General features: G+C 55.1%; 11 protein-coding genes and 1 pseudogene. 6 read left to right on the top strand and 6 right to left on the bottom strand.

What is annotated here, in order from left to right; genetic code table 11:
* The first annotated feature begins 73 nt into the window (after positions 1 to 73).
* The 5 genes from J3U06_RS07410 to J3U06_RS07430 all read left to right on the top strand — a co-directional run bounded on the left by J3U06_RS07410 (position 74) and on the right by J3U06_RS07430 (position 9,893).
* Positions 74 to 715 carry an NUDIX hydrolase gene (locus tag J3U06_RS07410; RefSeq protein ID WP_416378870.1) on the top strand — a complete coding sequence of 214 codons (642 nt, stop codon included), beginning with the start codon at positions 74 to 76 and terminating at the stop codon, positions 713 to 715.
* On the top strand, positions 712 to 2,925 hold the full coding sequence (locus J3U06_RS07415) for a DUF6049 family protein (protein WP_267444781.1): 2,214 nt from the start codon (positions 712 to 714) through the stop codon (positions 2,923 to 2,925). The genes J3U06_RS07410 and J3U06_RS07415 overlap by 4 nt, the downstream gene beginning before the upstream one ends.
* Positions 2,922 to 7,151 (top strand): murein biosynthesis integral membrane protein MurJ, encoded by a 4,230-nt coding sequence (locus J3U06_RS07420; RefSeq protein ID WP_267444782.1) that lies wholly within the window; start codon positions 2,922 to 2,924, stop codon positions 7,149 to 7,151. Before J3U06_RS07415 ends, J3U06_RS07420 begins: the two co-directional genes overlap by 4 nt.
* 240 nt (positions 7,152 to 7,391) lie before the next feature.
* Positions 7,392 to 8,675, top strand: a complete 1,284-nt coding sequence (locus J3U06_RS07425) for a PLP-dependent aminotransferase family protein (protein ID WP_267444783.1) — start codon at positions 7,392 to 7,394, stop codon at positions 8,673 to 8,675.
* A 3-nt stretch (positions 8,676 to 8,678) separates the two neighbouring features.
* Entirely contained in the window at positions 8,679 to 9,893 is a 1,215-nt protein-coding gene (locus J3U06_RS07430) for a D-alanine--D-alanine ligase family protein (protein WP_267444784.1), read from the top strand.
* Between the two features lie 1,124 nt (positions 9,894 to 11,017).
* On the opposite strand, the gene J3U06_RS07435 is transcribed toward J3U06_RS07430, so the two are convergent.
* Positions 11,018 to 11,356: a hypothetical protein gene (locus J3U06_RS07435; protein ID WP_267444785.1), complete on the bottom strand. Its 339-nt coding sequence runs from the start codon at positions 11,354 to 11,356 to the stop codon at positions 11,018 to 11,020.
* Between the two features lie 121 nt (positions 11,357 to 11,477).
* Between J3U06_RS07435 and trxB the strand changes: the two genes are divergently transcribed.
* Positions 11,478 to 12,422, top strand: a complete 945-nt coding sequence (gene trxB / locus J3U06_RS07440) for a thioredoxin-disulfide reductase (protein WP_024627106.1) — start codon at positions 11,478 to 11,480, stop codon at positions 12,420 to 12,422.
* A gap of 765 nt (positions 12,423 to 13,187) precedes the next feature.
* On the opposite strand, the gene J3U06_RS07445 is transcribed toward trxB, so the two are convergent.
* From J3U06_RS07445 to yidC, 5 genes and pseudogenes are all read right to left on the bottom strand, one after another.
* A complete protein-coding gene (locus J3U06_RS07445) occupies positions 13,188 to 14,783 on the bottom strand; it encodes a ParB/RepB/Spo0J family partition protein (RefSeq protein WP_267444786.1) in 1,596 nt (531 codons plus the stop codon).
* A gap of 4 nt (positions 14,784 to 14,787) precedes the next feature.
* Entirely contained in the window at positions 14,788 to 15,735 is a 948-nt protein-coding gene (locus J3U06_RS07450; RefSeq protein ID WP_029676100.1) for a ParA family protein, read from the bottom strand.
* A 2,012-nt stretch (positions 15,736 to 17,747) separates the two neighbouring features.
* Positions 17,748 to 18,629 (bottom strand): 16S rRNA (guanine(527)-N(7))-methyltransferase RsmG, encoded by an 882-nt coding sequence (locus J3U06_RS07455; protein ID WP_267444787.1) that lies wholly within the window; start codon positions 18,627 to 18,629, stop codon positions 17,748 to 17,750.
* Between the two features lie 546 nt (positions 18,630 to 19,175).
* Positions 19,176 to 19,712: pseudogene (locus J3U06_RS07460) on the bottom strand (protein jag); the annotation flags it as partial.
* A gap of 177 nt (positions 19,713 to 19,889) precedes the next feature.
* Positions 19,890 to 20,912 (bottom strand): membrane protein insertase YidC, encoded by a 1,023-nt coding sequence (gene yidC, locus J3U06_RS07465; protein ID WP_220236562.1) that lies wholly within the window; start codon positions 20,910 to 20,912, stop codon positions 19,890 to 19,892.
* Positions 20,913 to 20,914: the final 2 nt, after the last annotated feature.

The following is a 20,914-nucleotide window of genomic DNA, read 5'->3' on the forward strand; positions in this document are numbered from 1 at the left end:
GCATACCGTTACCCCACCTGCACATTACCTTACGTAGAGTTGAAGTATGATTACGCCCGCGGACATGGCGCGCATGCTTGCACATAGCGCCGACTCTGCGGACATCCATGCCCGCGGCCAGCAGAGTCGGGGCCATCTTGTGGAAACCGTAAGCGAACGTCTGGATCCGCAGGTCCGCGAGCGTATACAGGTCGAGGATGACGCTCCCACGCCTGCCCTCATGCCCCGGCACAAACACGATTCCGGTCCTTCCACTTTTGCCTCCCTGGATGCCCAGGAGCTACCGGTGGTGCGCGAATATTCGGCGGGTGGGCTGATTTTCGATCGGCATGACCGAGTGGCCATCATCGCCCGGCACTCCCGCTCGGGCCACCTGGAATGGTGCCTGCCCAAGGGGCATATCGAGAGGGGGGAAACACCCGAGCAGACGGCGGTGCGCGAGGTCCATGAGGAGACGGGAATACTGGGTAAGGTGACCGATTCCATCGCCACCATCGACTACTGGTTCACCGGGACCAACCAACGGGTCCACAAGCTGGTCCACCATTTCGTCCTGCGGATGATCGGCGGATCCCTGAGCGTGGAGGGCGACCCTGATCACGAGGCCGAAGATGCCATCTGGGTGGACTTTTCCGACCTGACCTCGGTGCTCAGTTATCCTAATGAGCGTAAAATAGCCTGGCTCTACGCGAGGAAGTATAAAAAACAGCCATGATCCAGACCCCCCTGCGCCCGAGCGGGCGCACCAGCCAGCGCACCCATGCCTTCAATCGATGGGCCGGGTGGGCTCGAATCCTACCGGCGATCGTCCTCCTGCTAGCCCTGGTGGTGACTCCCTGGCTACCAACACCGGCACTGGCTGCCCCCAATCATCAGAACTCGGCCGAGGTGGCTCTGCGCTGGTCGACGCCTGTGGTGACTGACAAATCCGGTTATGCCCTGCGCGCTACGGTGACCAACACCGCGAACCAGCCTATGGAAAATACCCATCTGAGCGTGTCCACCAGTGCTCTGTACTCCTTCAGCTCCCGGGCCGACATGCAGGCCTGGTCCGAAGGCCACGCCCGCATCCCCACCCCGGACGTGCTGGGTACACAGACCGTACCGACAATCCCGGCCGGGCAGAGCGCTGAGGTTTCAGTCAATGTGCCGGCTGACCAAGGCGCGATCAAGAAGATGACCAGCTGGGGGCCCAAACCCATCCGACTTTCCCTAAGCGACGGTCAGAATCGGGTTCTGGGCGACGTGTTCACCTTTCTAACCCGGACATGGGATGGACTGCCCACTGCTGGCACCCCTGCACTGTCTCTGACCATGGTCATGCCGCTGATCTCCTCGGACTGGAACATTGACGACAAGGCCATGACAGCGCTGATGACCCAGCCCGGTACCGAATCCGAGTCAGGCCCGGGCAAGAATAAAGACCAGAGCGTGACACTGACCCGTCAAGGGGACCGTCGCCAGGAAGATCAGAGCCAGCTGCTGGCTAAGCACGGGTCCCTGCAGGCCTTGGGCGATCCGATCTACCTGTCCGCCTTCGCCAACCGTCCCAAGATCCAGGGGCTGATCCAGCCAGCCGACTTCGACATCACCGGATACGCCTCCCAGAACCAGGATCGCTACGCCAAGGCCGGGGTCACCCCCGAGTCCTGGAACGCCCAGACCGCAACCAAGCTCTATCCTGATGCCGCTTCCGGCACATACGCCTGGCAGGGCAAGCAGGAGTGGACCATGGAATCCATCGCTGCAGCCCGCCGCGCCGGCTACCAGACGGTCATTGCCCCACAGGGCTTCGAGGTAGGAGCCGGCACATCCGCCCACACCGGCAAGTACACCATCGACACCCAGGCCGGACGGGTGACCGTCCTGTCGGCCCAGCGCGAACTCAGCAACCTGGCAAGGGGCAACCCCAGCTCCACGCGGGCCACCGGGGAGCAGACCCAGGCGGGGCAGACGGCACGCTTCATGGCCCAGAGCGCCTTCTATCAGATGGAACAGCCCTACGCCGAGCGCTCCCTTATGGTCTGCTTTGATGCCGATCAGGACACTCAGCAAGCGGACAGGATCATGACCGAGTTGGAGCACGCTCCCTGGATCCATCTGGAACCCATGGACAATCTGATGCGAGCACCCGACTTCACCGGCGGCTCATCCGGCCTGCTCAAGGCCCTCGAAGCCGATGACGGTCAGGGCGGCGCCAAGCATGGCGACAGCTCGGCAGCCACCTTGGACTCCCTGATCGCCAGCAGGGCGGACATCGACCGGTTCGCTTCCTCCATTCTGGCCGATGATCAGCAGACCGCCCAGCCCTCTGCCAGCGCCACGGCCGGCAAGGCCGACAGCCAGGCCTTGGCCCGACAAGATGCTGACACCACGGCCCGCCAGCCCAAGGATCCACACCAGTGGCTGAACCGGCTGACCGCCGCCCACGACGATCTAGCCCTGAAGTCCCTGGGCGGAACCACAGCCGCCGCCGGCCTGGCCGATCAGGCCGGCGCCATATCCCACCGGCTCCTGGACGGCATCAGCATCACGCCCAGCGAGTCCCTGAACGTGGTCAGCGAGACGGCCTCCATGCCCGTCACCGTCAGCAACAGCCATCCCTACCCGGTCCACGCCCGCATCAGCGCTCGCACCGATTCCATGGAGATCGTTACCTCGCGCCTGGCGGATGTGGTCATTCCCGCCCGATCCGAGGCCCAAGTGACCTTTAAGGTCAGAGTGGCGACTGCCGGCAGGGCCAACGTGGACATCGGCCTGCTGGACAGCCAGGGCCGTCCCTTCGGCCAGATGCGCCGGGCTCAGATCACCAGCAATCTGCGTCTGAGCGACATGAGCGGCCTGCTCATCATTGTCTTTGCCGTGCTTCTTGGGCTCCTGGGGCTCTGGCGGCAGTTCCACCGCACGAAGGACCCGGACGAATGAGCTCCGTAGGGCGCAACTCCGCCATCATGGCCACGGGCACCGCGGCCTCCCGGGTGACCGGGCAGATCCGCACCATCCTGCTGGCAGCCGCCATAGGCACCACCGGGATCGCAGCCGACGCCTACCAGACCGGCGCCATGATCCCCCAGGTCATGTTCACCCTGATCTCGGGCGGCATCTTCAACGCCGTCCTGGTCCCGCAGATCGTACGCACCCTCAAGGAGAGGGACGCGGCTGACCGGCTGAACAAGCTGATCACCGTCGCCATGGTTCTCCTGGCCCTGCTGACCCTGCTGCTGATGCTGGGCACCCCGGTGCTGACCACCATCTATCTGAACTCCAAATGGAACCCCGCACAGCGCGCTCTGGCCAACTCCTTCACCCTCTGGTGCATGCCCCAGGTCTTCTTCTACGGGCTCTACACGGTACTGGGTCAGATCCTGGCCGCCAAGGGCCTTTTCACCGCATACGCCTGGAGCTCGGTGGGCGCCAATCTGATCAGCTGCCTTGGCTTCCTGGTCTTCATCCTCCTGTTCGGCAACGCCCGCAGCCAGCCGGTGGGTTTCTGGGACAACGGCAAGGTGGCCCTGACCGCCGGAGCCTGGACCCTAGGAGTGGCCTTCCAGGCGCTGGTCCTCTTCATCCCCCTGATCATGAGCGGCTTCCGCTATCGACCACGCTGGGGCCTACGGGGCATCGGCCTGCGATCCATGGGCTCGGTGGCGGCCTGGAGCATGGGTGTGGTGGTCATCGACCAGCTGGCCAACGTAATCAACGCCCGCATCAACAATGGCGCCCCTCTGGAGGGCAACCCCTTGGACATCGCCGGCAACGGCTCCTACCAAAACGCCTATACCCTCTTCATCCTGCCATACTCCCTGGTGGCCGTTTCCGTCAGCACGGCCATCTTCCCCAAGTTGTCCAAGGCGGTTTCGGACGGCCGCATTGGGGATGCCCGCGAGGATCTGAGCCAGGCCCTGCGCAATGTCGGGCTGATGATGTTCTTTTTCACTGCGGTCATGCTGGCCATTCCTGTGCCCATCACCCGTGCCCTGCTGCCCTCCGTGGGCGTCCACGAGGCAGTCCTGATCTCGGGACCCCTGATAGGCCTGTCCCTGGGGCTGGTGCCCATGAGTGCCTTCCTGCTCATTCAGCGCACCTTCTACGCCTTCGAGGACGGAAGGCATCCCTTCATCTTCGCGGCCGTCTCCAACACCATCCAGGTGGTGTTGGTCCTGGCAGCCATCCGCCTGGCCCCTCCCCGCTATTGGGCGGCCCTGGTGGGACTCAGCCTGTCCTTGAGCAACATCCTCAGCTTCCCCATGCTGGCGGGCATGCTGCGCAGACCCTTCCAGGGATACTTGGATGGTCGGCGCATCCTTGGCACCTACGCCAAGGCTTTCCTAGCGGCGGGTCTGGCACTGGCGGCCTCCCTGACGGTCAAGACTCCACTGACCCGCCTGGTCGGCGCCTGGGTCCAGGACCGGCAGGGCCACATGAGCTGGGTGCAGGCGCTCTTTATCTGCATGGTCATCACCCTGCTGACAGCGGCCATCTACGCCGTGACCCTGGTTGCGCTACGCACCGAGGAATTCACCCAGCTCATGATCGACCTGGCCCGCCGTCTGGGCAGGACGGCCCGACACCCGGTCCGCAGCCTGGACGCCTTGGACGGACGGCCCTCCCGGCTGGCCGACCGCTCGGTCAGGGTGGTGCACTCCTCCTCTCCTGATTCCACCCAGCCTGGCATGGACACGGCTCTGGAGAACTTCGAAGAGACCCGCGAGCCCGGCACTGATGGAGAATCCGCGACAGCCGGGCCCCCTCCAGCCCCTCCGGCCCCGCAACCCGTTAGAATTGTGCCTAGGAACAGCACGGTCCACCACGGCGTCGCCAACCACAGGCGACGCCCCACTTCTGATGAGAGCTCGGCAAGCATGAACGCGCATATCGGAGACACCATCCTCGGCAGATACACCTTGGTCACCCTGCTCCGCCGTGCCAACGGCTTGAGCGTCTGGCGGGCCAAGGACAAGGTGCTGGACAGGGACTGCCAGCTCTTTATCGCCGGCGATTCGACCTGCACGGATCTGATCAACGTCAACGCCTCCGGCCTGGCGCTGAGCAAGGACCGCCGATTCACTCCGGTCTACCAGCTGCACACCAGGGATGGGGTCTCCCTGATCGTCACCGCTCCCGATGCCGGCATGTCCCTGAGGGACTACATGCACGGGCCCGCCGGCGAGACGCTGAGCAACCGGGCCATAGGCACCATCATGGGTGAGGTCACCGAGGCCATGCGTACCCTGCATGCCGCCGGCATGGTCGACTATGCAGTCTCAACCAGTACCATCAGGCTGGCGCCGGCCTCTATCACCCTGGCCGATGCCCCCATCTCGCCCATGATCGCACACCCGTCAGTCCCGAACGAGACGGGATTGGCTGACGAGGAGCATGCCATACGCGAACTGGCTGGCGTGCTCTACGCCATGCTGACCCGCCGACCCGACCAAGACGGACGACAGCCCAGCCTACAAGAGCTTCCCAAGCACACACCCGGAGAGTTCAGGATCATCTGCATGCGCGGACTGGGACTGACTGATGATCAGGGGGCCAAGCCAGTGCCCCTGGTCACCCTGGCCGAGCTGTCGGCACTGCTCAGCCCCTGGATCCCTCCCGAGGAGCTGACCGACAGCGATCTGATCTGGCCTGAGATGGACGGCCGCGCCTCCATCGAGACCGTGGCTCTGAGACCGGTGGATCCCAAGGATGTACTGCCCCTGCCCGATGGGCTGACCTCCTCAGCCCTGCCTGCCGCACAGACTGTGACCCATCATGAGCCGCACTGGAAGACCAACCAACTGCTCTTCCCCGGCCGGAGCGAAATCGAGATGCTCAATCCCGAAGACACGGACACCGACCTCTTCTCGCTCTTCGACGAACGTCAACGGCTACGCTCCTTGAGCAGCCGCTCCCGCAAGACCGCGGCCATGGATGTGAGCGCACTCAGGACGACGACTGCCAGGCCCGCTGCCTTGAATGACGAGGAGTCCAAGGCAGTGACCGGGCGGATGCCGACCGTGGGAGACGATGAGCATCGGCCGCCCGAGGCCATCAGCGGCAGCGGCGTGACCGCCGACAACCCCGTGGAGCGCGGCTTCACCCAGTGGGACTTCGACAAGTCCAGCGACAAGAAAAGCCATGAGACCGGCGGTCGTCAGGCCAGGGCAGCATCCAACCGGACCGCCTCACAGACCGTCCCACAGAGTAATGGAGAATCACATGCCCGGCGCGAGGATGACGCCGAGGCACACGACAGAACCCATGCACGCGTGGCCAGCGGCTCGACCGATCAGACATACGAAGAGCGGCAGAATGACCACTCGAATCAGGATGCCGAACGAGCGCCCCGATCCTCCAAGAAGCGCGATTTTGACGAAGAAGAGCAGCAGACCACGGTCATGGAGCCTCTGCCCCCCAGCTTCACGCCCGAAATTCACTCCATGCCAGCGCCGGTGACCTATTCGGAACTTCCGGACGATAGCCAAGACGAGGATCTGGATGACGAGACAGACATGGCCGACACGCGTCTATTCGGCCGTTTCACGACTCGCTCCGTAGTCATTGCCGTAGCGGCCGCAATCATCGTAGTGGCCTTGGTGTGGGCGATCTCAACCATCTCCGGCTCCCGACCCAACGTCGGCAAGGAGGAGGGCGGCTGGCCGGTCATGTCCAACGTCCCCTTCCCCGGTGGGACTGATGGGGACGAGGAGGCGAAAACTACCAACAATGGCAAGGCCAAGGCCAACGGCAAGGCCAAGGCTGGTACCGACAAGGTCAGCCATGCTGACAAGGTGGCCAAAAAGGTTCCCAATCCGCCCAAGCCCAAGAACACCACAGCCTATCAGTCGGATCGGCAGCTCTTCCTGAACAAGCCCGCCGGCCTGCAGGGCTTCGGATGGTACATGCACCTGACCAAGCCGGAGGAAGTCTCCCGCCTGACCATCGTCATGCCACAGAGCGGCGGCCATGCCCAGATCTACGCGAACTCCACAGCGGCCCAGCCCAACCAGGGGCAGCCGCTGGCCGACTTCAGCTTCGATCCCTCGGGCACCACCCAGGTCACCCTGCGTGAGCCGGTCACGACCCAGGATCTGGTCGTCTGGGTGCCCATGGACGGCATGCCGGGCAACTCCCTACGCTTCACGTCCGTCCAGGCCTTCTAAGCAGGTCCTCCACACGTCCCTGGCTGGAACACTTGGCTGTCCATTCTTGCTGCTGTCTTGCTGTTGCCGATCCTCAAAGCAGCTAGGATTGAAAGTTCCTGGAAAATGGGAAGGAATCCCAGGCGGGGTTCCGACCATGGGTGTACCGAAATGGTAATGTGTTGGATTTTTCCTCCAACAAAGCCCTTGCAGGTAATACAGTTTCCTTAGACAACGGCGGCAGGAAGGCGGAAGTCAGTCATGGCGGATGATCCCAATATCGCACCCAAGGTCATCAAGAACGATCCCTGGTATAGCTCCTATGCAGCACGAGCCGAGCAGATGCGCGCCTCCGAAATTCGCGCCCTCTTCGCTGTCGCCAATCGACCCGAAGTGGTCTCCCTGGCCGGCGGCATGCCCTACCTGGGCCGGATGCCTTTCGATAAACTGGCCGACCAGCTTGGCGTCATGCTACGGAGCAAGGGCCAAGTGGCCTGGCAGTATGGGTCAGCACAGGGCGATCCCCATCTGCGCGAGGACGTGCTGCCCATCATGGAGCTGGAAGGTATCAAGGACGTCCAGCCGGATGACGTGGTCATCGTCAACGGCTCCCAGTCGGGACTGGACCTGATCACAAGAATCATGTGCGATCCGGGCGATGTGGTGCTGGCTGAGGCACCCAACTATGTGGGCGCCCTGGGCGTCTTCCAGTCCTTCCAGGTCGATGTGGTCAACGTGGCCATGGACGGAGACGGACTGATTCCCGAGGCTCTGGAAGAGACCATTCTTGAACAGCGCCGTCAAGGCAAAGCGGTCAAGTTCCTCTACACCGTGCCCAACTTCCACAATCCCGCCGGCGCCACCATGAGTGTCGAGCGGCGGCCGCGAGTCATCGAGATCGCCAGAAAGTACCATGTGCTTATTGTCGAGGACAATCCTTATGGACTACTGGCCTTCGACGGCCAGACCTATCCGGCCCTGCGCTCTTACGATTCCGAGGGCATTGTCTACCTGAGCAGCTTCTCCAAGATCATCGCCCCGGGCATGCGCGTGGCCTGGATGGTTGCGCCTCCTGGCATCCGACAGAAGCTGGTTCTGGCCAACGAGTCAGCCATCCTTTGTCCTTCCAACATGAGCCAGATGACCATCACCACCTATCTGGACAACTTCGACTGGAAATCGCAGATCAACGATTACCGGGGAATGTACAAGGAGCGCTGTGATGCCATGGACGAGGCTTTGAAGGAATATTTGCCCTACTGCTCATGGCTGAAGCCCAAGGGTGGCTTCTACATCTGGCTGAAGATACCCCAGGGGCTCAACGCCAAGGACATGCTGCCCAGAGCGATCACCGCCAAGGTAGCTTACGTGTCAGGCACAGCCTTCTACGATAATGGGGAGGGCGCGGATCATATGCGCCTGTCCTTCTGCTACCCCACTCCCGATCGGATCCGGGAAGGAATACGCAGACTGTCCACAGTCATCGAGAACGAACTCGCCACCGTCCGGCTGTTCGAGCCTGACAACGACAAGAAAAGGGGCTGAATCATGGCGGCCAAGCACAGCAAGACACCTCGGCAGCAGACCGGCGGCAAAACCGTGGCAACCGGCAAGGCCAAGACAATCGCGAGCACGAAGACGACCACGGTCGCAAGTCCGACCAGCACTGCGGCCACCACTTCAGCCACAGGTGCCAGCGAAGTGGCCAAAAAAGCCAGGCGGACCTCACATCGCTCCATCCGTGAAGCCACACCAGTCACCATGGACGATGTCACCTCCCTGGCCAGCAAGACCACCAAACGTGCTGACAAGTCGCTTCTGGTGATCTGTGGTGGCCTCAGCCATGAGCGCGATGTCTCCATCAGCTCGGGTCATCGAGTTCAGGGATTCCTGGAGGAGGCAGGGTGGACAGTCCACGTCCACGACATGGATGGCTCGCTCCTTCCCTACCTGACCGACGAGTCGACCCGCCCTGATCTGGTCTGGCCTTTGCTGCATGGCGCCAACGGCGAGGACGGTTCCATCCGTGACGTCTTGGAAATGGCCGGATTGCCTTACATCGGATCCCGGGCCAAGGCCTCCCGGACCGCCTGGAGCAAGCCCATCGCCAAGAACGTCGTCCGCATGGCCGGCTTGCACACTCCGCATTCCGTGACGCTGCCCGAGTCCATGTTCCGCGAGCTGGGTGTCGAACCCGTTATCGATATGCTTCTAGGTTCGCTAGGACTTCCACTCTTCATCAAACCCACCATGGGTGGCTCAGCCATGGGTTGCACCATGGTGACTGAACAGAGCCAGCTCACTCAGGCGCTGATCAATTGCTTTGCCTACGGTGATGTAGCCCTGATTGAACAGGCTGTCACGGGCGCCGAGGTCTCTGTGTCCATCCTCGAGTTTGACGGACACCCCCTGGTTCTGCCTCCGCTTGAAATCTGGACTCCCTCAGGCACCTACGACTTCGAGGCTCGCTCCACACCTGGCCCGACAGAGTTCTATGTTCCAGCCCGACTGGACGCCAAGACCACACAGGCTGTCAGCGATGCCGCACTGACCGCTCACCGGGCTCTGGGGCTCCGCGATATTTCACGAACCGATTTCATCGTTGATGCCCAAGGTCAGCCGCAATTCCTGGAGTCCAATGTGGCACCCGGTATGACGGACACATCGCTTCTGCCACAGTCAGCCCAGGCCGCTGGCTACAATCTGCCAGAGCTATACACGGCATTGGTTCAATCAGTTTTGAATCAAAAGCGAACCGATTGAGACCTTAAAGCCCCTCTGGTTCTGCCTATCGTTCGGCTAGCACGTACAAGGTCCGCCTGATGCATGATGTGCAATTTGTACAATATGCGTCAGGCGGATCTGCAATATACGCCGATTGTAATACAGGCACAGCAGATAGCATACAGGGCGGGCACCAGATTCTCATTAGCATTCTTTCCCAGCCATACAATGGCAGTGGTTCATTGTTCGCCACTCATCATCGATTATTTCTCGCCTTCTATTCGATATGCCCAGCTCCCCACTTCTGATGTACTCTCCACTTCTCTTTTGCTACTCAGCCAAAGCCGATATTGATCGAAGGGCATGTTCAGTCAGATCACGGTTTTATATTGTCAACCAAACCGATTTGCAAAATCGACGCAGACCAATGGATTGCCGATGCTGCAATGACTGGTCGTCCTCCGAGACTCAACTCACAGGAAACCGCGGTATTCGTTCACACCCTTGAATGCAATCGCGGTCGGTATCCAATGTTTCACGTGAAACATTCTGGGGTGATCAACTTACTGCACGAACTCCAGCGAGAGCCTCAAACGGTATAACGGCCTATGACCGACAGCGAATCCTGCACCTTAAAAGTGCGAGTCGAATAAAGAAATGGTCGACTGAAAAAGAAGACGACCCTCGCAGGATTGCAATCACTACGGATGCTGCCTGATTTTGCTGAAGATGTTATACCAAGTTTTTCTATCAAAGTACGCGTAATTGCATGTAGGTTTTGCTGCTTTTATAGCGTCGAGAATCGATCCATTTCAACTATGCCAGCAAGAACTTCGAGCGAGGGTTGAGTCTTCACCTGCAAACTATCATTCGGTCACCGGCATAGTTTTCCCGGTTCATTTGCCCCTATTTGTCCTTCCTCATCGCTGAGAACACATCTTCCGATCAGATTTCATTTATTAAGCCATCTTGCTGACGCGGTTTGCTCCCCCCACGCACTCTAGGGCTCATAGATAAATGCCCATAGATACCCTGCAAATCAGTGGATTAATATATCCAAGGGGATCCATCCTTGTTCAAAGGCCATACTTCATAAGATCAAACAAGCGATTAAAACCGCACCCTACTACAATTGGGCAGTCCTCGGCCTTGCTCAATATGCCTTACTCGTCTCTGCTGCTTTCCTCGCTCTTGTTCGATCCGCGCGAGGAACTTTCACCAAGTTCTTCCTGAGTTGAGGATGCATACCGGTCGGTAGACCTAACTGACATGTCATCATCAGCGACAAGGTTTTTATCTGTTACCGGAGAATCTGCGTCCAACTCGTCTTCATTGTCATCAGAGCTTGGAGGATTCCAAAAACGCCAGCTATGCCAGCTGTCATCCTCACTCTTATTATCTGTTTGATGACTAGGATGCTCCCGCAGCAACCGATCAACTCGGAGCATAAACCAGATCAGCACCAGAATCGTCCCAAGATTGGTTACGATGGCCACTATCACGGTTTTCTCCATAGTTTAAGAATAACCTGCTTCTGTCAAAAACAGACCTACTGTGAGATAAGTAGCGCCCTTTTCGCCCACCGCGTGTGCCCCAGTCATCCTGCATGGATACAGTAACGTTATGAAGCAAACTGTTCATGATGCAATTGTTATAGGGTCCGGACCAGCAGGTTACACGGCCGCCATTTATCTTGGAAGAGCCGGATATGCTCCACTAGTGATTGCTGGAGCCCTAACGCCCGGCGGTCAGCTTATGAACACGACAGAGGTAGAGAATTTCCCTGGATTCCCAAAAGCGGTATTGGGTCCGGATCTGATGGATCAGATGCGCGAGCAGGCCGAACATTTTGGTGCTCAGATCGAGTACGACGATGTCGTCTCAGTTGACTTGAGTGGAGATATCAAACGGATCACTACCGATGGCGGTGAAGAATACCAAACTCGAGCAGTCGTTATCACCACTGGTTCGCAATATCGAAAATTGGAGATTCCTGGAGAGCGCGAGTTTTCTGGGCGAGGTGTTTCCTACTGCGCCACATGTGACGGATTTTTCTTCAAGAATAAGCCGATTGTGGTCGTTGGCGGCGGCGACTCTGCCATGAGTGACGCAGACTTTCTAACCCGTTTCGGTTCTTCTGTCACCTTGATTCACCGTCGCCAAGGCTTCCGCGCTTCAAAAATCATGGTGGACCGAGCCAAGGCCAATGACAAGATCAACTTCCTTCTCGATTCGGTCGTCACGCAGATCAACGGTGACGGTAGCGGTGTAACCTCTTTGGATGTGCGCAACACAGCAACTGGCCAGCAGTCAAATATTCCAGCAAATGGAGTTTTCGTTGCCATCGGATTCACCCCCCAGACTGCTTTCTTTAATGGACAAGTCGACCTGGATCAGGACGGCTATATCCTGGTCAAGGGCGGTTCAACCAAGACCTCCACACCCGGAGTCTTTGCCGCTGGTGACGTAACCGACAAAGTCTATCGTCAGGCCATCTCTGCTGCTGGCATGGGTTGCCGTGCAGCCTTGGATGCCCAAGAGTATCTTACGAGTTTGGATAACCGCTAAGACCTGATACGCCCTGCAAACAAGAATTTACGTGCCTGGCAGTTTAAGATTGCCAGGCACTTCGTTTATCGACTATTTCAGCAGCTTATTTAGTTGCACTTAATTGTCTATTGGTTACGACGAAATAGCCCGCTCAACAGAAACATCACTGACCCTACAGCTTTTTCTATCGTCTCCTGCTGATATAACTACTCTCTGCTAAGGAGACATTACAGAACCCAGCCCTCCCCCCAACGCCGCGTCGAAAATCCTACAGACCTTGCTAGCTTAGGTATGCTACTTCCCTGCCAAGAAAGGAACCTTGTTTCATCTAGAACCACATCTAAGCGGAGACTTACTTCTTAGCCGACACACAGCACAGACATAAGCAACCACTCCAGTACGCCCAACTAAATAGCCAGCTTAGTCAACGACTCACCACATGCCCCACACTTGGGCGCACTCATCCACCCATGACAGCTAACCAGTTGAGATACCGATCGGACCGGATGTAGTTAACCGACAACACGACTTGGCTGATCAGTTAGCAGTTATTCAGAACCGAACAGTCTGCCAACATAGGTATATTGCGCACAGCCTTTCAGCACAGATATATCTGGACAGTGACTGGCACTTACTAATGATGGTTTAATCATTCTGATCTTAAGACAAATGCAGCGATTGCTCATCAGCTCATACGGGACCTGTTTGAGCTATGAAGCAATCGCTCGTCTTATCGGCAGGGTTTGGTTAAGCAACCCCTGCAGTCGCATTCTGAGAATAGGATCAAACCCAGCCTTTATCGCCCGAACGATTGCCATTATTTGGGGATTGATCCTTCTCCAAGAGAATGCCAACAATACGGTCCATATCTTCTGGCGAAGAAAATACGATTTCTATTTTCCCGTGCTTTTTAGTCCCCTTAATAGCCACCTTCGTATCAAAGTGACTTTCCAGGTCCTGGCGTACAGGGCTATCGGCCCAGGCGTTTACTCTAGGCTTTTTTGCTTTCTTCTTCGCCTGTCCGGTCTGCAAGGCGACAAGTTCCTCGGTAGATCTTACTGACAATCCCTCAGCGATGATCTTGTCTGCCAAAGCAGTCATGGACTTTTCATCCGGTAAAGTAAGCAAGGCGCGGGCATGTCCAGCTGACAACACACCTGAGCTGACTTTTTTCTGAACACTGGGGGGTAACTTCAACAAGCGAAGTGTGTTGGTGATCTGAGGTCTGGACTTGGAAATTGACTTAGACAAACCGTCCTGAGTCAAGCCGAACTCATCGATCATTTGCTGATAAGCTGCTGCTTCTTCCAGAGGATTAAGAGCTACTCTATGGAGATTCTCGAGCAAGGCATCACGCAACATGGTGTCATCGCTCGTCGTTTTAACAATTGCAGGTATGGTATCTAGGCCAGCCAACCTAGTAGCACGCCAACGACGCTCACCCATTATGATTTCATAATGAGTTGTTTGCCGCAGATTCACGTCTCTTCGGTTTAAAAGCTGTCCCGATCGCTCTGCACCGGTCTTAGCGTCAACAACTTTTGATTTACTGCCTGCGCTGACAACTGAGGTTGTTTTATCTCCAGTTGTTCTTGGATAGTCTGCAAGAGTCGATCTTCGCACCACTATCGGCTGCAATACACCAACTTCCTTGATGGAGCGGGACAGCTCCAACAGTTCATCTTCATCGAAGATCTGCCTCGGTTGCTGTGCGTTGGGCCTAATATCGTCCACACGCACTTCAGCCAAGTACCCGCCTTGGACGGGTTCCAGCTTCTCTTGGGTATTGCCTTCTGCCTTATTTAGCTCAGTATCATTGCCAACAGGAACTGCACGGTTAACGCTTTGCCGAGCCTCTTTTGTCCTATCGTCGACAGCATCACTCGATTTCATCATCGACGATGTTTCACGTGAAACATTCGTCGTCGTAGGGCCAAAGAATAAATCACTAGGATGTTCCAAGCTGCTGATGGAGGGAACAGACCGACGCTTGGTGGTCCTCTTCGACGTTAATGTTTCACGTGAAACATCGTCGGCGATTGACTTGGAAATACTGACTCGCTTTTGTCCTGCGTTGGTACGTTTACGACCACTCTTAGAGGACTTTGCTGAATCCGCTAGCTCTGAGCCAGCACGATCCGAATGCTGAGTACTTCTTTCTGATTTTGCCTTGCCTTTTGTTGTGTCGTCCTTCTCTAGGCGCTTTTGTCCATTTGATTCCGCACCCAAACCTTGAAAAATCGGCTGCTTATTGCTTGAATTTGGTACTTTGTTATCTTGTCGCCGACTATTATTGTCAGCATTGTTTTCATCATCTTCACCTGGCAAAGCGGGGAATAGAGCCCCCAAGCCCTTGCCTAACCGTGAACGGCTTGTCATGTCCTCACTCCCCCTGTCTTCTATTGGCAATATGTTCCAGTACCTGGTTCGATCTCTGGGCGATTTCTAACGCTGCCTCCTCATAAGCAATAGCACCGGCTCCTTTAGGGTCGTAGGTGACAACGCTTTGCCGGAAGCTGGGAGCTTCAGAGATTTTGACTGAACGCGGAATGGTCGTATTAAGCACTATCTCTGGATAATGTTCCTTGACCTGATCAAACACTTCTTTGCTTAACAGTGTTCGCCTATCGTACATCGTCAACAACATTGTCGAGATTACAAGGTAAGGATTATAGCTTTGCTGAACAAGCCCTATGGTATGCAGTAGCTGTTGCAGTCCTTCAAGCGCATAGTATTCAGCTTGTACTGGGATCAATACCTCATTGACTGAACACATGGCGTTCAGAACTAGCAATCCGAGACTAGGTGGGCAATCAACGAGAACATAGTCATAATGCTGATGGCAGACTTTAAGATAGTCAGCAACTGCTTTTTTCATTAGCTGATTGCGGTTGGGCATATCCGCAACTTCCAGCTCAGCTCCACTTAAGTCAATGGAAGATGGGACAACCTCAAGATTGGGGAATTCAGGGGAAACTACCTTAACGTCGTCAATCCCAAGACGGCCTTCAAGTACATCATACGTTGATGGAGTCCCGGACTCATGAGCTACTCCCAATGCAGTAGAAGCGTTGCCTTGTGGATCCATATCGATGACCAACACACGCTGATTGAATTCAGCAAAGGCGCATGCCAAATTAACTGTAGTTGTGGTCTTCCCTACCCCGCCCTTTTGATTTGCAACGGCAATGAAGCGAGTTTTTGAAGGATGAGGGAATTCAGCCTGGCGTAAAGCCTGATAGCGTGCAGAAAGATCTGCCATTTCCGCACCTGACACCGAACCTGTCCCGTCAGCGAATATTCGATTCAGAATATCCGTTGCCGACTCCATACCTGATGCGTTCGGCGTACCTTGCTCACCGATATCCGAGGTATTTCTCGAAACGGGTTTCACCTTCTTCGATGCGGTCACGAACCATCCTCCTTTTGATAACAAATCAATTTTCCCGTCCTAGTTGGACATGTCAGAACCAATCGCTAGTTACACACAGTCACTGTTCATAACTGTGGATAAGTGTGGATAGGCCCAATAACGGATCTGTCACCGACCCTCCCCTTAAATTATTAGCTTTGCCTTGTGATTATTGGCAATTCTGCCTCTTCCTGCACCACATCATGACTCACCAAGCATAATGTGGATAATTCATTTGTCAGGTCTCAATTGTGCATAACTTTAAAAAACCGCGTATCAATAAATTAACTACGCCTCATCAGCACGAAGCACTATTCATAGTTATTATCAATGATTAGTCCACCTACTGAGAAGTCTTAATAACACTGCTACAAATGTCTAATTAAACTCATAGACAAATTCTTATACAACTGTACTGCAGGATAGTGTTTCACGTGAAACAGCTCAATTGTTCAGGAAGTTCCATCTCATTTTTGCTTGTTAGCTTACACAGTTCGGTGTCTCAGTTCTGCCCACTCTATATTCTAAGGTGGTTTATACGCAAGCAAGGACTACCACGTATTTAGCGGACAGCACTAGTCGCAAAATTATGAATTTAATCTGTTTCATTGTTAAGCAACCGGCATCAGTATACTGATAGGTGTTCCACTATACTTCATGAGAATATGGTTGAAAGAAAATAGCTAAAATAAAGTTCAAGGGCCATTTCTAATCAAAATATAGAGGATATCGTGATTCCCTTTCATTTATACTCAAATACCCGTGATCAAGATTATTGAATTCCATGTCAATGGTTTCACGTGAAACATTGCATCTGATCTCTAGTTAGGAGTCATCCACTCAGAGCAGCAAGGCAGAATAATGTCAGATACAAGATGCTGCAGGATAAAGCCGTCTTGCATGGACTTACTCGCATATAACATACCCTCAGCTCTTTGTGAATGGGTGAATTTGTAACACTATAAGTGGCGAAGTGCGCAACATGCCACACACTAAAACAGATGTTGATTACGCAATGTTTCACGTGAAACTATCTTTAGTGCACGCACTAGAAACTGTGGATGGCCTCTTGTGCTAAATTCAGCTATCCCTCCATACCCGACATCAAAAAGGCATAGTCAGCGTTGAAACCGATTTAGAAATTGCTTCTGGTTGTATTAACCGATTAATCAAGCACTCGCATATACATTTGCAAAGATCGACAGCGCTCTATGAGTATTAATGAAGATACAACGCAGATCAACACACAGGTTAGACAAACCAAACTGCACTTATGCAATGGGAACCTGTAAATAGAAACAGCAGGGCGGGCGTAAATAAGACGAATTAGCACATGAAACAGGTAAATTGCTAGGTCACTGAGTATCAAAGGACGGCATCACCAGAGTTGGCTAATCAAGCATCCTAAAGTTGGCGGTATATCCCGTTCTAAGCTATAACCCTACACAATCGGCACAACAATGTTTGAAAGACAAAACCAGTAGGAAATAAGCCTTATAGCAAAGCAGTCGGAAGAGACGGGGCGATGTGTTTGATCTCAAATGAAACAGCTTTACTATTTCAAATATTATACTCATATGTGACTTATGATGGCTTTGCTCTGCGGACAGATTAGATACTGGAGGATCAAAGTCGTTAAAAGCCTCGGACTGCAAACCATTCTTAAAAAAGTCATATAGGATTTCAAACATACTTTGTACTCTCCTTAACTGAGCATGTCATCCCTTCCGATTAGGTGGCAGACACTTTAGTTGCAGTCCGGCAAATGCAGGTTCGATCTAGTAGACAGAATCAGTCATTTCTGGTCATTTTCGACAAGGCTCTGTTTAGAAATTGATAATTTATTCTCTAATTTAGCAGAGTCTTATCTCGCTGTTGTGCAAAGACGCTGACAACGAAGTTATTAAATTGTGCCCTATCAATATCGTGCTTTAGCTTTTGTCCACAAGAACTACGTGAGTGTCCTCAAGACCGGGTGCAACAGGGGCTTGACGAACCCGTGGATTCGCTCCATGATATTTTTTTATCTCTTTAGCAGCTTTATCAAGCTCATTTTGCGCCGAACGACCTTTAAGAGCAATAAGCTGACCTCCTGACCTCAAGAGAGGTAGAGTCCACCCAGCGAGCTTGGTCATAGGTGCTACAGCCCGACAGGTCACGGCATCAAAATTCTGAGGAACTGAAGGCGCGAAATCCATATTTGCCGGACTTGCTCCGCCCATCACAGCCGAGGATTCGGTCCCATTCGCAACTTGCTGACTGTCACCACTCCTGGTGGTGACCAAAGTCGAAGAACCGTGGCCAGAAACGGAACTAGACACTTCCTCGCTTCGGCGACGACCATGACGGTGGCTATGTGAACCTTTTTTGTTGCGCCGATTTGATGCATGAGAGGATTGCGGAGCCAGATCCTCTGCACGTTTGCGAAGCACTGACACATTAACCAGTTGCAACTCATCAATGACTTCCTGCAACCAGAGCACACGCCGCTCCATTGGCTCGACAAGTACCACAGTGCACTGCGGAAGACACGCAGCCAGTACAATACCAGGGAAGCCCCCACCGGAACCTATATCTACCACTGTCGCTGTCTGACCATCAGTAGTCAATCGTTCACGCACAAAAGGCACAATGGCAGCTGAATTGAGTATATGCCGCTCCCAAATAATGTCTTCATCGCGGGGGCCAATGATTCCTCTCTCCACGCCCTCACGTAGGAGCTTGTCGTGAAAACGCTGCATGGGTACTAAAGCATCGCCGAGAACCTGCCTCAAAAGGGGACTATTGTTCAACTCATCATCCACAACAGCCATTTCAACTCCTCACATCTGCATTCGGCACACAATTAATCACAGCCACAGACCTTGACAGCGTCATACTGTCTTGTATCTCGTATCAAGCGGCATCTCACCCTGTCAGAATCGAAAACCTCTGGACTCCGAAGCCAGCCCATTTACCAACGTATGGTTTTCAACCACAAAAGAGCGTCAAAGGCACACATCAATATCCTAACGGAAACAGCATAGAAGGAAGCCTCTTATAGAGGATCACGAACCAAGAGCATTCCGAATTAAGCAGCATGGCAAACTAAGCACCATCATGAGCCAGACAAGACAACATACCTGCCGAATAGCGCTACACAGACCGATAACAAAACGGACTTACACAGTATGGCCGCACCAAACAATGGAGCAATCCAAAAAGGCCGACATCACAAATACTTCATCGGAGCATAGCTCTACTTGGCTCTACTGTCACTCCCTGTCCGCGTCAGCAGGATCGTCATCAGCCCTGTAGTCAGCCGAATCCTCGACCTGATCAGCGTCATCCGCGTCCCGCGGGACGTCATACCCGACTGGCTCGTCCTCAACGTCGTCAGGCAGGTCCTCGTCTTCGTTCTTGGCCTTCAGGTAGACGGTGACGTACCGGTGAGGCTCCTCACCGTGGGAGCGTGACTTCAGCCCCTCCTCACGAACCATGTCATGGACAATCTTGCGCTCGAAAGAGTTCATAGGCTTCATATTCATGGGATCGCCAGTCTCACGGACCTCGTCAATCACATCCAGAGCCTGCTCGCGAAGATGTTCGCGCTTGCGCCTTAGGAAGCCGTCCACATCCACAATCAGATGGGAGCGCTCCCCTATCTTCTGCTGCACGGCCAGCCGTGTCAGCTGTTGAAGAGCATCAACCACCTCGCCATCCTTGCCGATCAGATGTTTGATGTCCGTATCGTCGTCAGCCACAATCTGCACGGTCGGACGGTGGTTGCGCACCCCCATCTCAATATCGCCCTCGTAATCGACGATGTCCAGCAACCCCTCCAGATAGTCGGCGGCGACATCCGCTTCCTCATTGAGTTGCTCGATGGTCTTTCCCTGGTCCAGAGACTGAGACATCTATGCTCTCCTTACACGCGTTTACATCCGATTCATAACCTCAGACCCACTGGATTCCTGGTCACCAATCGAGTGTCCAGTATTGAGGATACACGGACGTGATGATTGCAGACTACTCCAGTATCCGCCCGACCGAAAGCTGGGTCACCGCGCCAGCCATTACTGCCAATAGCTGCATCAACGACCGCGACGCTTGCGGTGGGGCTGAGAACGCTGGTGGGAGACGTTCTTGTTGTTGCGGGCTTCCTCCTCCAGCCGCTTGGCCTCCATCAGCTGCTCCTCCTCCAAAGAGGGCAGCCCCTGGCGCTTGCGACGAGCGTTCTCATGGCGGTGATCCCGCTCCTCCTTGCTCTCTGCAGCCGGCGAGCCGGGAGTGGGCATATGGTGGACCTGGAAGAGGGTTCGGCCCAGATTCCAAAGGTTGTTGGTCAACCAGTAAATCAGCACGGCGAAGGGGAAGTAAATACCCGAGAAAATATACATGACCGGGAAAATGAAGGCCATCATCTGCTGCATCTTGTACTGCTGTCCCTGCATGGCCGACCTGGGCATGTTCCGTCGGACGTTGTGGAACTGCGAGTAGAACATGGCCAGGCACATAAGCACGATGAAAACCACAATGACTATGCGGCCCGCGCCATGGGCGGACATGAAGTTGTCCGAAATCCGCAGCCCGAAGAAGGTGGTCTCTTCGAATTCTCGCGCCACCTGTCGATTGAAGGCCCCCAGGGGTGCCCGCTTGCCCCGGGCGATGAAGGGCACGGCCGAAAGCACATAGAACATTGTCATGAAGACCGGGCCTTGGACCAGTGCGGGCAGACAGGACCCCATGGGGTTAGCATGGTTGTCCTGATAGACCTTCATGGTCTCCCGGCTCATGGCCTCTCGGCTCGCCGGATCCTTCTTATTGCGGTACTTGTTCTGGATCTTCATCAGCTTGGGCTGCAGGGCCTGCATCTTTTGCATGGATCGCAACTGCTTGATGAAGAGCGGCAGCACGCACAGGTTGACGACCAGCACCAGCATCACTACCGAAAGCGCCCAAGCCACGCCGGGACCCTTGTGGAACCCGATCAGGGTCAGGAACTTGTGACAGTAGGTCATGATGTAGGTCATGAGCCACTCGATGGGATACAGGATCTTGTAGAAGAAGCCGTATATGCCCGTATCGAAAGTGAAAGTGTCGTTGTTCTGGAACATTA

The organism is Bifidobacterium sp. B4142 (assembly GCF_026537325.1).
GTDB lineage: Bacteria > Actinomycetota > Actinomycetes > Actinomycetales > Bifidobacteriaceae > Bombiscardovia.